Consider the following 15,068-nt stretch of genomic DNA (forward strand, 5'->3'; position numbering starts at 1 on the left):
GACAATGGCGGGTTACTTCGGCGCGTTCAGCACCAGCGGCAGGACGACAACTGCAACAAGAACCGCAAGCATCAGGGAACTGACCGCACCGGAGACGTATGCGGCATATTTCAGCAACCCCTGCCGGTCCATGATGCGATCGACACCTTCCCTGAGGATATAGCCCCCGTCGAGCGGCACGAGCGGGAGGGCATTGAAGGTCCCGACAACAAGGTTGAACCAGCCGCACCAGAACAGAACCTGGACCACCGTCCAGTACTCGGGGAAGGGGACCTGCCAGGTAACCGCTTCAGCGCTGTCGATGATGAGAAGGCTGAACTGGCTGAACGATGCCGGCTCCGTGATGGTGTAGATCGGGATGGCAAGCAGGATGATAAGCCCGACAGGCTCCCTGAAAAGTTCGAACTGCTGCTTTGCGATCACGGCATCGTAATACGTGACCCCCATAAATCCGTTCGTGCGCTCACCGAGCTCTTTTGGCCATGCCGTGAGCGTCAGCGTGTGGAGCGAGGTTGTCCCGCGGTGGTCCACGAGGAGGGTGATCTGGTCACCGGGTTTTGAGGAGTTCAGGAGTGCAGATACATCGTCCCGTGTGGAGACCGGAACGCCGTTCACCTCTTTTACCACAGAGAAGGGTTCGACACCGGCAGCATGCGCGGGAGCGTCCAGGTACACGGAGTTGATGAACGGTGTCTGCACCGGCACTGCAAACCCGAGCATGAAGACAACAAGGGCAAAACAGATCATGCCAAGCAGGATATTGTTGGTGATGCCGGCACCGAACATCCGCATCTTGGCAAGTCCCTTGGTCTTCTCCTGGTCCTCTTCGTCCGGCTCGACGAATGCGCCGATGGGGATGACAGCAAGGAGGATCCCCGTAGACTTTACCCGGATGCCCTCGACCCGGCAGAGCACCGCATGGCCGAACTCATGGACGGCCATGGTTGCGATGAGGCCGAACCAGACCGCAAAGGTGAACGGTATGAAATCGTTGACACCGGGAATGGCGAGCACGTTCCTGAGCTCGTTTGCCGCAGTGAGGGGCGGGCGCTGGGTCACGATATACTGGACGGAGTAGAACAGCATGATGGTCATGAGGACCGAGACGATGACGACCGTTACCACTCCGAGTGTGCCATATGCCCGGAGGAAGGTGCTGTAGGGTATTGCGCGATCAAAAAAAGCAACCTTCTCGGTTTTGATGGCCATGAAAGGGCCATAGAACGTGATGTATTCCGGCCAGAGTTTATTCTTGTGGATATAGTATGCGACAAAGGCATACGCGATCACCAGGAGGATGATCAGGGGTATCCAGTCCATTATGTATTATAGCAGCCCGGAAATGATAAAACCATGTTCCCGGGCAGCATCGCCGGAACCCGGTTTTTTCCCGGCACTCGATCCTTTTCCGTGCTCTTTTGAGATTAATCTCACCATATGAGATACCCCCTTGCGCCAGCCCTGCCCCCGTTAAGGGCGGGGGCGCTTTGGATTCCGCAGCATTCCCTGGAATCATCCTGTCATATTTTTCATGGTACGGTAATGCGGCACCATCCGGACGGGGATACTTTAGCGGCGGGTTCCGACAGGTTCGTAGAGCTGATGGCTCTGTTCATCCTCAACATTCTGAGGAAGGTTTCAGATTCATCAGAACCAGGAGAAGGAAAATAATTGCAGAGCAATTCTTCGAAACTGAAATCGAAGAACGCTCACGCGTTCTTCTTCCGTCTCATCTCGACTTGCACGGTTCGATGCCTCCCGAAGTGTCAGAACAGGGGATTTTCTCCAGAGCACGTTTCAGAAATCGTACAGGGAACTCTGGCTCTTCTTTGCCAGCAGGGCGCTGACCGTCTTCCAGCTCCGGCGGGCGATGGGCGGCGGCCGCGGGTGTTCCCCGATATAGCCGCTCAGCCACCGGATGGTGACCGGATCCGAGGGGTACCCGCTCCCTATCTCACCATAGATCTTCGCGAGCTTCGCTATCTCCCGGTCGCGGACAACCTTTGCCACGATGCTTGCCGCCGAGACGACCGCGAACTTCTCGTCGGCATGGTGTTCCGATACGATCTCGCAGGGCGGTTCGAGATGGACTTTCACCATCTCGGCATACCGGAAGCAGTTGACATCGCAGGCATCGACATAGGCGCAGGACGGGGCGAGCATGGTGATTACCCGTGCATGCGCCCGGGCAACGCAGGCATTCATGGTCATCTCAACGCGGATGGCATCGATCTTCTGCGCGTCGATAGTGACGGTCGCGACTTTACAGCGTTTGCGTATCTCCCTGTACAGCCGTTCGCGTTCTTTTGGCACGAGCTGCTTGGAGTCTTTCACCCCGAGGTCGGCAAGCCGTTCCTCCGATGAGATGCCGATACCGGCCACGACCAGCGGGCCGAGCACCGAACCCTTTCCCGCCTCGTCAACGCCGCAGATCATTCCAGAGAGGTTGATGCGCAAGATATTTCAATGCCGGTGATGGTAACCGGTAGGTATGTATATCATCATCGTAGGGCTTGGCGGCATCGGGAAGAACCTGGCAAAACTGGCAGTCGAGCACACCCATACCGTGGTCGTGATCGACCAGGAAGAATCCCGGTGCAGCGAACTCCTGGAGCACTACGATGTCCTTGCCGTCACGGGGAACGCAACCGACAAGAGCGTGCTCGAGGAGGCGGGAGCCGACCGTGCCGATTCCCTGATCGCGACAACGAGCGACGATGCGGTCAACCTCATGACCTGCTGGCTTGCGAAGAAGTTCCGTGTCCCGAACGTGGTCGCTATCGTCAACCAGCCGGCCCACTCGGACTTCTTCAAGGAGGTCGGGGTCCGGATCAGCGAGAACCCGGACGAGCTGGTCGCCTCCCGCCTCTATTACTGGACGCAGAACCCCCAGCTCCAGCAGCTGGCTTCGATCCCGGGCGGCACCATCTTCGAGATCGTTGCCGAGACCGGCGCACCGATCGTGGACCACGAGATCCGCGAACTCAAGGTCAAGGACTTTGTCTTCATTGCCCTGCGCAGGAAGAGCGGCGAACTGATCATCCCGAGCGGGAACGTGAAGATCCAGCCGGGGGACATCTTCACGGTCTTTACGAAAAAAGAGGCCGAGGACGACTGCCTCCGGCTCCTCAACAAGCAGCTGAAAAAATCAGCGGAGTGATGCCGCGAGCGCACCAAGCTCGAGCACCAGTTTCGGGTTGGCCTTGATAATTTCTTTGATCAGGGTTATCGTGGAGAAATCCTGCATATCGATCTTCGAGACCGAGTGGATGATGTCGTTGAGCTTGGCATCGGGCTGTTTGATGAGGTATTCCTTGACATGGTAGTTGCGCTCAATGCTCTTGCCCATTTTTGATTCGCGCCATGCCCGGTCGTATTTCATGAGCGCTTTCTTCGACACGTCACCCTTCTCAATGCATTCCGCCGCCACTTCCGCTGCAAGCCGGCCGGTATACATCGCGTTGTAGATGCCACCGCCGGTCAGGGGGTCCACCACACGGGCTGCGTCGCCGGTGATCATGAGGCCGTCGGCAACGGTGCAGTCAAGCGGGCGGCAGACCGAGACCCCGCCGGGGATATATTCGATGGTCTTGCCATCAGGGAAGGTCTTTTTCACGAACCTGTCGAGGTAATCCTTGGCCCGGTGGCCGTCGCCGCTCTTCTTGCCGGAGATACCGATGCCGACATTGGCCGACCGCTTCCCCTTCGGGAACACCCAGAGGTATCCCTCGGGCGCCACATCGTTCCCGAGATAGAAGATGGTGGCGTGTTCGTCGATATCGATGTCGGTCATGACATACTGGACCGAACTCATGATCTCGCGCACGGGAACAGTGGTATCGATGCCGCACCATTTCGAGAACTTGGACTCCACACCATCGGCAGCGATGACCACGTCAGCTTTGACGTCCGTTGTCTTACCGGCAAACTCGATCCTTGCACCCTTCACGGCGCCGTTCTCCATGATCGGGGCTGCCGCACGGGACTTGACAGCAACATCGGCACCGGCCTCGGACGCTTTCCAGACCAGCTCGCGGTCGAAGATCTTCCGGTCGAGAACGTACCCGACCTTGCCCCCTGCCAGGGCGGAATCGAGCCGCATGACAAAGCCGTCGGGAGCAACGATTGCAGCGCCGGTCATGTCGGCCGAGATCCAGCGCGGGTCCGGGTCGATGAACTCGTGGAGGGCTTCCTTGCCGATCCCTTCCGCACAGCGGACGGGTGCGCCGATGGCCGGGCGTTTCTCGACGATTAAGACAGACAGGCCTTTCTCCGCCGCGGTCCTGCCGGCCAGCGCCCCGGCCGGCCCGCCACCGACAACAAGGACGTCATACTTACTTTTCATGGGTGACCTCCAGGGCTCCCAGCGGGCAGACTTTTGCACAGATCCCGCAGCTCGTGCACTTCTCGTCAACGGCCAGGTACGCGTCGATCAGTTCAAGGGCGCCTTCCGGGCAGACCGAGACACAGCAGCCGCAGTATCCACAGATATCCCGACGTACGTTCAGCATTCGCTGATCATGTTGGCGTTTTTCCTTCATTAAGTGTTACGATGGACGGTGGGCAGAATCACGGGAGAACAGGGTGATACGGTCAGGCCCCGTCCTTTCGTGAGAAGAGGCGGGCGCCCCGTGCAATATCTTCCGGCGTTGCATAGATGATGGCGATGTCGCCGGCAAGGAGCCGGGTCTCACCGGAAAGGCCGGTGATCATGTCGTTCCCCCGCCGGATCGCGAGGACGAGGAGGTTCGTCTGCTTCCGCAGGCTGACCTCCCCCAGCGTGACGCCATCGAGCGGCGAGCCCGGTTCTACGGCCATCGAGGTAATGGTGACATGAGGGATATGCCGCATGAGATCCGGGAGGGTCCCGTGTTGCGGACTCCTGCTGCGGAGCATCTGATACCCGTCAGCCCGGATATCGGATATGAACGACTCGATCTGGCTGCGGGGAACGAAGTACTTGTTGAGTACCACCGTGAATATCTCGACAGAGGTCTCGAACTCCTGGGCAATGACCTCGTCGGCCCCGATGGCCTGCAGATCCTGTGCCTCGCTCACGTACCGTGTCCGCACGATGATGGAGAGCGCCGGGTTGAGCCGCCGGCAGATCCCGACGATCTTCCGGGTGGCGACCGGGTCGTCGATCGCGACAACGGCAATCCGTGCCGTGCTGATACCGGCATGGGCAAGTACTCCTTCCGACGTTGCGTCGCCGAAAATGACAGACTCGCCTTCCGCCCGTGCCGCCCTGACAAGATCGGGGTTGAGCTCGATGATGGAGTACGTGATACCGGAATTCGCCGCGGTCCGTGCAAGGTTCCTGCCGGTGACCCCGTATCCGATGATAACCAGGTGATCCTTCTTTGGCGGGGACTTCCGGTCATCGTCCATACTGCAGGTCCCTCGTGCGATGCGGGACATGGCAGGCATGCTGCAGAGCCGCCCGGTGACCGGGTTGCCGAGCGCAATGACAAAGGGGGTTGCCGCCATCGTCATCAGGGCTACGATCAGGAAGACCTGGTATATCTCGGCCGGGAGAATACCGGTATTGAACCCGCCCTGGGCTATGATGAATGAAAATTCCCCAACCTGGGCAAGGGCAAGGCCGGTGATGACTGCCGTGCGAAGGGGATACCCGAGAGCGAGCGGGGCGGCTGTCGCGAGCAGTGCCTTTGCAACGATGGCGATGCAGATGAGGAAGGCCACGAACCAGAAGTGGCCGGCAAAGAACCGGATGTCGACGAGCATGCCGACCGAGATGAAGAAGAAACTCGTGAAGATGTCGCGGAACGGGAGGATGATGCTGGTTGCCTGGTGGCTGTATTCCGATCCCGAGATGATCAGCCCTGCGAGCAGCGCACCGATTGCAAGGGATACGCCGGTGAAAGTGACCATCCATGCGATCCCGAAGCAGGTCAGGATGACGACAAGGAGGAAGAGTTCCTGGTTCCGGGTCTTTGCAATCTCGTGCATGACCCGGGGGACGACCCATTTTGCCAGGGCAATGAGAACAAGGACGATGACGAGATCGGTGATGACAAGACTGATCAGGGAATCGATCGAGAGGAACGGCGTGTCGCTGATCTGCGGGATGCTCGCGAGGAACGGGATCGCCATGATCATGGGGATGGCGGCAAGGTCCTGGAAGATAAGGATGCCAAGGGCTATGCTGCCATGAGGGGAATCGATCTCCCCCCGCTGGTGCAGGATCTTGAGAACGATGGCGGTGCTCGACAGGGAGAACAGAAATCCCATGAGGATGGCCTGGTTTGGCGGCAGCCCCATGACGATCGCAAAGCCGCAGAAGAACGCGAACGAGAGGACGACCTGGAGGGCGCCGCCCACAATGGCGATGGACCGGATCTTCCAGAGATCCCTGAACGAGAACTCAAGGCCGATGGTGAAAAGCAGGAGGATGATACCAAGCTCCGCAAGGTTCGTAACATCGGACTGCTCCTGGATGAGGGACAGTCCGTACGGACCGACAATGACACCGGTCAGGATGAAGGCAACCAGCGGAGGCACCCGGATCCGGTCGAAGAGCATCCCGACCGCAAGTGCTATCGCAAATACGATCAGGATGTTGGTGAGCAGTCCGAACGCCATGATATTTCCTTCCTGTTACCTATGATCTCCCTGTGCCTGATACGGTATATGTGTTACGGCGGATACATTTTCGGCATGAAGGATACCTGACATTCCATACCACCAGCAGGCCGGGGGTCAGTCACGCACCCGGCCGGAGCGAGAACGTGCCGTACTTTCCGCCGCCGCCCGGGTGCAGGACAACTGTTTCTGTCCGCAGCGCTTCAACCGCGTCGGCAACACCCGTGTGGACGGCCTGGATCTCCGGAACAGAAACATCGATCAGAACAGCGATCTCGTTGCCGAATGTTTCAATGAATTTCGCGTAGATGGCTTTGCACTTCTTTGTGTTCGGCGACGAGGCGCCTTCCATGGTCCGGATGATCTGGGCAAGCGGGATAACCCTCAGGTACGGCGGGCGGGGACGGGGATCGCTGCCGTGCGACAGTTCCCTTGCCCGGTCGGATACGCCTTTCTTGATGATGCCGCCATCTGCCGGGCACCGCCATTCATACCGGATCGCGTCCCCGAGCGTATACTGGGTGTAGCAGCGGGTGCAGGCCGTGCGGTTGTATTTCCCTTCCTCGGGAAAGAAGCCGGCGTTCATCTCAATGGCCTTCTCTCTAATCGCGGCAAGGACCGCCTTTGCCGAAGGATTCGCGATCCGGATACGGTTGAACTCCCGCCCGAGCTTGTCGGGGTACGGGCTGTGGGCATCCGAGTTGGTCAGGAACGGAACGTCATACAGGTCAGGGATGGCCGCACCGTAGGAGCTGTCTGCCGAGAGGCCGAGCTCGAGAAAATCGATTGTCGCTCTGCCATAGCAGGCCGGGACAGAATCGAAGTACGCGTACATCGCGGTCCACGGCGTGAAGGCATGCGCCGGGCCGACGAGCATCCCGACGTCGTGGGCTGCATTGGCGATCTGCTCACCCGTGAGGTAGACGTGCGGCCTGCCGGCCGTGACGAAGCTCTTGCATGTTCCTGTGAGAAGGTCACGGAGCTGATCGAACTGGGCGGGGTCCTCTGCGAGGAGGACATGGTGGACACGGTTCCTGTCCTCGATCTCGCCCTGCGGGACGATGACGATGCCGGTATCATTCTCAAAAAAAGGCGTCCACCCGGCAAGCCAGTCCGGCTGGAGGGCATCGCCGGTCCCGAGCACATTGATCCCCTTGGTTACGCACCCTTTGATAAGCTGCTCCGGCTGCATGAAGCGGGAGACGGCAATTGAGTACGGGGAGTGGATGTGGAGGTCGGCTGTGGCAAGCATGGATACGTATTGGTTTAGCGGTTGCGGGATAAATAGACACAGACCACGCTTGTGGTTTATGAAGATGTCAGAGAGATACTCCGGTTAAAAAAAGTGCTCTGGATGGATCATTTATACCGTGCCATCAGTGAATTAGTAAGGTGGACTCTCTCTTTCTTACGGAGGAGACAGCCCAAGGGGACAAGCCCCGTTGATGTCACTTTCGCACATTAATTTTCCCACAGATTTATGTACACAACGCGCTCCACGGGGCGAGGGGCGAGAGACCCCGAGCGCCCGTGGTTCCATCACAACTCAATTCAATCCCTCGCAGGATTTGCTATGAAAATCACGTAAAAAAATGACTAAAGGGGGCTGATGCCCCCATACCCCCGTTTATGATGAACGGCCGCCGCAACCGCTGTCGTGACCGCCCCGCCATATGACTTCGGCCAGCAGGCACCTGCGCAGGGCACGGCATCCTCCGCCGGTGCATCCCAGCCCACGGCGACAAACGCAGCAGCTGGCCAGTCCTCGCAGGCAACCGGGCCGGGGACCGGCTCCCTCTCCGTGACAACGAACCCGGCGGGTGCGGCTGTCGAACTCGATGGGATCCCGCAGGGCGCAAGCCCGGCAACTATCCCCGGCCTTGCCGCAGGAACTCATAACCTTACGATCATGAAACCGGGTTACACTGTACTCTATACACAGGTGAGCATCGTGGCCGGCCAGGCAAACGAGTACTCGACCACGCTGCTGCCGTCCACGGAACCCACGAAGAAACAGTCGCCGGGATTCGAACTGACCATCGCCGGTCTCGCAGTTGCCGGTATTCTGCTCCTGAGAAGAATACGGTAACCCTTTTTGGGAGGCCGGATTCCTCCCTGCAGTTCCCGCAATGGTTATCTTTCAAAAGCACTGATCTCCGTTCATGGAGATCGTGCCGGGCATACACCAGGTCGACGGCGTCAACGGGAATAGTTACATCCTTGTGAGGGACGGGCTCGTGGTCATCGACACCGGTCTCCCCGGCAGCGGGAAGACGATCCTGGCATATATCAGGAATACCCTAAACCGTGAACCGTCGGAGATCGCAACCATTGTCCTGACCCACTTCCACACCGACCATGTCGGGGGCACGAAGATGCTGAAAGCTGCCGCACCCGGCCTGAAGATCGCCATCCACGAGGCTGATGCGGCGTACGTTGCCGGCACCCGGCCACTTCCCCGCTACCCGGGCCTCCGGGGTATCGCCCTGGACCTGTTCGCACGGCTGATGACACGGAAGTTCCCGCCGGATATCCTCCTGAAGGACGGCGACCGGATCGCCAGGCTCAGCTGCGTCCACCTCCCCGGCCACACCCCCGGCAGTGCCGGGTTCCTGGATGCGGAGACAGGCACGCTCTTTGCCGGCGACCTCCTCCGCTGGGACGGGACAACGCTCTCCGAAGGGCCGGCGGGGTTCACCATCGACATTGCATCATCCCGCAATTCGATCCGGAAGATCGCGTCGCTGCCGTTCGAGACCCTGCTCATCGGGCACGGGAAGCCGCTCCGGCCACGTGCAGCGGCAAAGGTCCGGGAGTTTGCCGGGTCACTGCCGGCAGCGTGAACGGGGCGGGCTGATCCAAGAGGCGCGGGAACGAATCCTTCCGGGTATGTCCCTTTCACAATGTCCTTAACGCTGCTCCTCCATACTCCGTGTACAGATACGGAGATGACAGGTATGAACATGCAGGTTGTCAGATGGTGCGTGGATCTCGCGATGGGAATTGCATTCCTGTTCAGTGCATTGACAGGGATCGCCAAGTTCACGGTTCTTGCCAGGGTCGCCGGCACCACGGATCTTCTCCTGCCCATGGCGTGGCTGAGCGATATCCACGACCGGGCAGGGATAATCCTGTGCATCCTGGTTGCGATCCACCTCTTCCTGAACCGGGCATGGATCCTCTCCATGACAGGGAAGGTACTATCCGGCCAGGCCGGAGAGCGGTAAGCCGGGCAGCATAGCCCGCCCACATGCATCACCATACCGGGAGACGAGATTAGAAAAAGAAGCTCCGGTTCAGGTCGGCCGTGTTGGAGTAGCCTCTCTGCTCCCAGTACCCCCGGTAATCCGCATTCCCTGTCAGCTCTATCTCCTCAATCCATTTGATCCACTTGTACCCCCACTTGTCCTCCGCCACCAGCTGGAAGGGATACCCCCGTTCAGCGGGAAGGGTCATATTGTTCATCCGGTACGCCATCAGGATCTGATTGTCCATGACGTACGCGAGCGGGAACGATGTTGTGTATCCATCGCGGGCCCTGAAGATTACCGTGTTCGCCCGGGGATCGACACCGGCATGGCGGATGAGGTCCCTCACAAGGATCCCTTCCCAGAGAATGGTCACATCCCAGCCCTCGACACAATGAAGCGTGACCACTTTGGTGTAGTTCGGGTACTGGCCCAGCACCTCGTCGTATGTATACACATCCGTGCTGTTGGTCAGGCCGGTCACGGTGAGCCGGTAGTCGGATCTGTTGATGTACTGGGGCCCCTTAATGGAATTCTCGCGAAAATCATTGATCGGGGAGAGATCCTCCCCCTGGTAGGATCGTATTTCGACTGCGGGCAGTGGCGCCGGCCCCCCTCCGGGAAGCGGAGCGGGGGGACCCCCGCCGGGCTGGAGAACGGGCCGGGGGATCCCGACAAGTATGATACCGATCATTGCGATGATAATGACTGCTGCTGCAAGGAGGGTCTGGCCTGATTTCATCAGCAGGTACCTGACCCCGGGATCTCATCAATTGTTGGAATGTACCAAAGGAAAAAAATTATTGTATTGGCCGGGAAATATCAGACGTGAAAAAGCCGGATTATTCCATGTTGGTGAGCCGGCCTTTGAGCTCCGGTGCGCCCTGCTTCTTTGCTTCCATCAGTGCCGAGATGACTGCATCGGAGAAGACCAGCGCCATGGTCTCGAACATCGTGCCAAGCGGGGCAAAGGCGGCTGAGATCGAACGGTACTGCCCGGTCATCTGCCGCATCTCGAAGGTCGTGGTGTCGCCGCGGTAATACCCGGTAAGGTCCCCGAGGTTCACGACTGTGTCGGCGATCCGGCTGATGGTCGAGTCCGGGGATGCGGTGATGAGGCAGATGATCCCCCCGAGGTCCTTGACGGTCCGGCAGAAGGTTGCCATCGTGTGCGTCTCACCGGATCCGGAGAAGACGACAAGGGTGTCGCCCGGCTGCAGTGCGGGGGTTACCGTCTCCCCGACAACGAAGACGTCAAAACCCGTGTGCAGCAGGCGCATCGCGAAGGCGCGGGCGATAAGGCCGGATCGCCCGGCGCCTGTCACGTAGATGCGTTTCGCATCCAGGATCCGCTGGAAGAACGCTGATGTCTGGGCCTTGTCAAGGCCGGCGGTGGTCTTCCTGATCGATTCTGCCATCTCTTCCATGAAGAGCGGGATATCAGAGAATTCTTCGGTCATTGTTTCTGCCGGAATCTTTTGCATCGGGCGATATGAGGGTATCGGAACGTTTGCTTCAACAGCATCTCTGCCATCGCCAAGACCGGGAAGACCGGAGAGGAACCTGTTGACGGAGTTGGATCCGGAAGAAGCGGCTTCATCGCCGACATCCGGAGATTTTTTTAAAAGAGATAATAGCGATTAACCCTGCAAATCCGGATATCACTCGTCGGAATGTTCCAGAGAAAAGAGGGTTATTAGCAATCCTCTTATGATTTTATTCCATACCGCTGACGGTACCATGCATCGATGGTTGCGGTACCATCTATGAGACTCTGAACCACCCCAAATTCCTCACGTCCGTGTGCAACCTTCCCGATAAACTCAATTAAGCTGGTGTTCGCCTGAAGAACCCCCACAATATAATCTTTGAGAGGGATCTCGAAGGTCCGGTATTCATTCAGAGAATGATCCTTATATCGCAGGGTCAGGATATCGGTTTCTTTATTGTGATCCAGGAAGATATTAAAATCCCAACCAGAAACTTCGTTTTTCACATTTGAACTATAATGGAATTCCATATACCCCAGTTTTTCCGGATCGATTGACTTAAGCACAAATAACCAATTGAGGGATAAATCCCATAAATTCGATTTCACTCTTCCGCGGATTTCATCGGATTTTGTGATTTTTTCGCCATTGATAAAAATATGGATTGGTGCAAGAAAATCCAGAAAATGCTGGTCTCCTTCGCATTCTCGGATACACCGCTCAATCTCTTTTTTATCCCAGACGATTTCAAACATTCATATCCCCATGATCATTTCAGGATCCACTGGCTGTTTTCCCATTTATAAACCTGCGAACCCTTGAGCGGATAAATTGTTGCAACACCGGTTTTCGGATTGAGTCCGACCTTAATTTCTTTTACACCATACCGTTCCGATGTGAAAGTATAAACAATGTTTTCATAGGTAGTTGGCCATTCTGAATAACCTCTGGATTGAATCGCCTCATCAGCCCATTGCTGAAGTATCGGCTTCCATTCTTCCTTAGTCAATGTGGATGTGCCGGGATACGCTTTTCCCTGCCAGTGAACCGGCGTTGTTGTAGGGAACAATGTCGTTCCTTCTTGGCCTGCATTAATCTCCCCAGTAACATGCCTTCCGTAATAATGAATCTCACCAGCTTTGAGATCCCCTTCAACAATAGGTATTGCGCTCTTGGCATCAGAAGCGCCCACTTTGATAACTTTCTTGACCGTGGGGATGTTCACACCACGAGATAAAAATACCCCAATCCCGTGTTGAGATACTTCCATCCCTTCGAGTTTTGCGATATCCCCCGGAATGATTTTTCTGCCAAACGCAACCGCATCTGTGTCAGCACTACCTGCAAGGAAATGTGAGATTTTTATTGCCTTCGTTTCTGCCTTATCGATTTTACTGATAGCCTTGATCGCGTTCATCTCAATTTTTGCGAGACCTTCAACAGTTTTACCCCCGGGATAGGATGAAATCGCAAGCATCAGCAATTGAGGACCACGTTTCCCGTTATACGCCTGGGCAACTAAATCACGGAAACTACCAATGCATGCCCATTGGCTGATATCCTGACCCCATTCAAAATCTTCGTTCCGGTGCCGGGGATCATTCGAGACAAAATCTGAGAATAAGAGCCCCTGGATGAACTCAGTCTTATGCCACTCGTCCGGCATCGTGTTGTTACCGGCATCCAGCGGGTCTGGATCGATGCTGTCAATAAGGCCATCCTCATCGCTATCCGGCATCGTGGGATATGTCTTAAATCCATATACTGAATGGACTTCTTCACCGTCCGTCCACCCATCGTCATCGGTGTCCGGCATCAGCGCTTTGGTCTCTTCATCTCTTTCATCAGCGTCGCCAAGCCCGTCGTCATCACTGTCCGGCTTGGTCGGGATACTGTTGAAGTCATAGTACCGGAATCCGTTGACCATCCAGAACGTACCGGCTTCTTCCCCGTCCCAGAGCCCGTCGCCATCCGTGTCGGGGTTGGTATAGATGGTCTGGTAATAGTTGTAGTTGAAATCGTAGAACCCGCTCTTCTCGACCGAGTCCGGGATGCCGTCGTTGTCGGTATCGAGATCGTTGACGTACGACAGGTTTGGGGGGGTTGCAATTGCATCGGGAAATAAACAACGATGTTCCTAAAAAAGCAAAACAGATAAGAAAGAACGTGGATTTAAGTAATCTTTTAGATTACTTTTTCCATTTTTCCGTATACCAGCTCTTCATCATTTTATATTCGTGATCAAGTTGCATCCATTGAGGATTATTTTGTAAACCAGGATTAACCGTTACACAGTCATCAAGAAATACTAAATTTGCATCAAGGACGGATTTGACAAAATCCTTGAATTGAACAATTTTTTTTCTGTCAATCACCAAACTACTGGAAGGATCTGATGGATAATGGATTATCATTTTGTCAGGGTCTTCTTCTGAGAGAGAGAATCTAATCTCAAGCGCAAGAATCGACAGGTGATCCTGAGGGGACGTATACGTTTTTCTGGTCTCAGAAGATTTTGGATCAAGATAGCAGAAAATTGCGTAAAGGTCGTTAAAAAGTAACTTTAATTCGGGTTGTGCATAGGGGATTATTTCAATCCCATCAATACTGATTGATACTGGAATGCTTAAACGGGAAAAAGGTATTTCCTTTTTCAATTCATTAGCTAATTCCTTCCGGTCCCATGATATTCGTATCATTTTTTAACCTATGGCGTTTTTATCCATTGATAATTATTCCAATAATATATCTGAGTTCCCCGGGTCGGGAAAGCGGTTGCCAAACCGTTTTCATCGATATATATTTTCATTTCCTTAATTCCTTTCCATTCAGAATCAAATACTTTGGTTATTTCAACACGATTATTTGGCCATGATGTCATTTTCTCATTAATAATTTCAATAATTTTTTGTTTCAGTTCTTCATCGGTCATGCTTGTTTTTCCCGGATAAATTTTACCTCCCCAATCCACCTGCGTATTCATTGGGAATAATGTTGTGTAATATGATCTTTTCTCCTTACCAGTAACATGACGATCCCATGTATGTGTCCACTCGATTGGTACGAAATCATCTCCCGCTTTTGCGGTAGTCTGAATTCTTGAGAAATCGATTCCCCGGTCAACCATTGTTGCAATGCCACTTGGTGACACCCCCTGTGCTTCGAGATTCGCAATTTCATCAGGGAAAATACGTTTTGCAAATGGTACTTTATTCGTCGTTGGACTTGCCTTTATCCACACCTTCATCCATTTTGCTCTTTCGGCAACATCATCAAGTTTAGTCACCCATTTAGCAAACTTCACCTCACTAGTGAGTAATTTTCCTTCGGGAATGGAACCAACAGCGAGAAGGAACATGTAGGGGCCTTTGTGTCCCTTACCAGCTTCAATCATGAAATCCCGGGCACTCCCGATACAGGCAAACTGACTGATTGCCTGACCATATTCAAAAGCCTCATTCCGGTGCCGGGGATCGGATAATGTTGCATCTGACCCAAATAAACCCTCGATGAATTGGCTTTTGTACATTTCATCAGACATCGTGTTATTGCCGGCATCCAGCGGATCCGGGTCGATACTATCGATGAGACCGTCTAAATCCGTATCCGGCATCAGCGGCTCGGTGCGGTTCGGCCAGTTGACATGGTTCAGTACTTCACTAATTTTTAGCTCGGGCTGAGAGAACAGTAAGATCTAAATAGTCGGCGGGCGCCGAATATGCTC

Annotated in this window: 16 protein-coding genes; 4 read left to right on the top strand and 12 right to left on the bottom strand. The window is 55.3% G+C overall.

The window, feature by feature from the left end; all coding sequences use genetic code 11:
* Positions 1-12 precede the first annotated feature (12 nt).
* Together A4E33_RS03855 and rnhB are read right to left on the bottom strand one after the other, a co-directional pair.
* Positions 13-1,320 carry a site-2 protease family protein gene (locus tag A4E33_RS03855; protein ID WP_292346366.1) on the bottom strand — a complete coding sequence of 436 codons (1,308 nt, stop codon included), beginning with the start codon at positions 1,318-1,320 and terminating at the stop codon, positions 13-15.
* A gap of 477 nt (positions 1,321-1,797) precedes the next feature.
* On the bottom strand, positions 1,798-2,436 hold the full coding sequence (gene rnhB, locus A4E33_RS03860; RefSeq protein ID WP_292346367.1) for a ribonuclease HII: 639 nt from the start codon (positions 2,434-2,436) through the stop codon (positions 1,798-1,800).
* Positions 2,437-2,491: 55 nt separating this feature from the next.
* Here rnhB and A4E33_RS03865 point away from each other — a divergent pair, with 55 nt between their 5' ends.
* Positions 2,492-3,160, top strand: a complete 669-nt coding sequence (locus A4E33_RS03865) for a TrkA family potassium uptake protein (RefSeq protein WP_292346368.1) — start codon at positions 2,492-2,494, stop codon at positions 3,158-3,160.
* On the opposite strand, the gene A4E33_RS03870 is transcribed toward A4E33_RS03865, so the two are convergent.
* The 4 genes from A4E33_RS03870 to A4E33_RS03885 all read right to left on the bottom strand — a co-directional run bounded on the left by A4E33_RS03870 (position 3,149) and on the right by A4E33_RS03885 (position 7,858).
* On the bottom strand, positions 3,149-4,345 hold the full coding sequence (locus A4E33_RS03870; RefSeq protein ID WP_292346369.1) for an NAD(P)/FAD-dependent oxidoreductase: 1,197 nt from the start codon (positions 4,343-4,345) through the stop codon (positions 3,149-3,151). The two genes, A4E33_RS03865 and A4E33_RS03870, sit on opposite strands and share 12 nt — an antisense overlap.
* A complete protein-coding gene (locus A4E33_RS03875) occupies positions 4,335-4,511 on the bottom strand; it encodes a 4Fe-4S binding protein (protein ID WP_292346370.1) in 177 nt (58 codons plus the stop codon). The genes A4E33_RS03870 and A4E33_RS03875 overlap by 11 nt, the downstream gene beginning before the upstream one ends.
* A gap of 82 nt (positions 4,512-4,593) precedes the next feature.
* Complete coding sequence (locus A4E33_RS03880; protein WP_292346371.1) at positions 4,594-6,606, bottom strand: cation:proton antiporter; 2,013 nt, start codon at positions 6,604-6,606, stop codon at positions 4,594-4,596.
* 121 nt (positions 6,607-6,727) lie between these two features.
* Positions 6,728-7,858: an endonuclease Q family protein gene (locus A4E33_RS03885; RefSeq protein ID WP_292346372.1), complete on the bottom strand. Its 1,131-nt coding sequence runs from the start codon at positions 7,856-7,858 to the stop codon at positions 6,728-6,730.
* A gap of 405 nt (positions 7,859-8,263) precedes the next feature.
* Here A4E33_RS03885 and A4E33_RS03890 point away from each other — a divergent pair, with 405 nt between their 5' ends.
* The 3 genes from A4E33_RS03890 to A4E33_RS03900 all read left to right on the top strand — a co-directional run bounded on the left by A4E33_RS03890 (position 8,264) and on the right by A4E33_RS03900 (position 9,833).
* Positions 8,264-8,695: a PEGA domain-containing protein gene (locus tag A4E33_RS03890; protein ID WP_292346373.1), complete on the top strand. Its 432-nt coding sequence runs from the start codon at positions 8,264-8,266 to the stop codon at positions 8,693-8,695.
* Positions 8,696-8,768: 73 nt separating this feature from the next.
* On the top strand, positions 8,769-9,449 hold the full coding sequence (locus tag A4E33_RS03895; RefSeq protein WP_292346374.1) for an MBL fold metallo-hydrolase: 681 nt from the start codon (positions 8,769-8,771) through the stop codon (positions 9,447-9,449).
* 120 nt (positions 9,450-9,569) lie between these two features.
* Positions 9,570-9,833, top strand: a complete 264-nt coding sequence (locus A4E33_RS03900; protein WP_292346375.1) for a DUF4405 domain-containing protein — start codon at positions 9,570-9,572, stop codon at positions 9,831-9,833.
* 49 nt (positions 9,834-9,882) lie between these two features.
* Here A4E33_RS03900 and A4E33_RS03905 read toward each other — a convergent pair whose 3' ends face one another.
* From A4E33_RS03905 to A4E33_RS03930, 6 genes are all read right to left on the bottom strand, one after another.
* Positions 9,883-10,596: a molybdopterin-dependent oxidoreductase gene (locus A4E33_RS03905; protein ID WP_292346376.1), complete on the bottom strand. Its 714-nt coding sequence runs from the start codon at positions 10,594-10,596 to the stop codon at positions 9,883-9,885.
* A gap of 100 nt (positions 10,597-10,696) precedes the next feature.
* A complete protein-coding gene (hxlB, locus tag A4E33_RS03910; protein WP_292346377.1) occupies positions 10,697-11,314 on the bottom strand; it encodes a 6-phospho-3-hexuloisomerase in 618 nt (205 codons plus the stop codon).
* Between the two features lie 248 nt (positions 11,315-11,562).
* Positions 11,563-12,099 (bottom strand): hypothetical protein, encoded by a 537-nt coding sequence (locus tag A4E33_RS03915; protein WP_292346378.1) that lies wholly within the window; start codon positions 12,097-12,099, stop codon positions 11,563-11,565.
* Between the two features lie 14 nt (positions 12,100-12,113).
* On the bottom strand, positions 12,114-13,271 hold the full coding sequence (locus A4E33_RS03920) for a hypothetical protein (protein WP_292346379.1): 1,158 nt from the start codon (positions 13,269-13,271) through the stop codon (positions 12,114-12,116).
* Positions 13,272-13,533: 262 nt separating this feature from the next.
* Positions 13,534-14,043, bottom strand: a complete 510-nt coding sequence (locus tag A4E33_RS03925) for a hypothetical protein (RefSeq protein WP_292346380.1) — start codon at positions 14,041-14,043, stop codon at positions 13,534-13,536.
* Between the two features lie 8 nt (positions 14,044-14,051).
* Positions 14,052-14,957 (bottom strand): hypothetical protein, encoded by a 906-nt coding sequence (locus tag A4E33_RS03930; RefSeq protein ID WP_292346381.1) that lies wholly within the window; start codon positions 14,955-14,957, stop codon positions 14,052-14,054.
* Positions 14,958-15,068 lie beyond the last annotated feature (111 nt).

This window comes from Methanoregula sp. PtaB.Bin085 (genome assembly GCF_002067035.1).
Classification (GTDB): Archaea; Halobacteriota; Methanomicrobia; order Methanomicrobiales; family Methanospirillaceae; genus Methanoregula.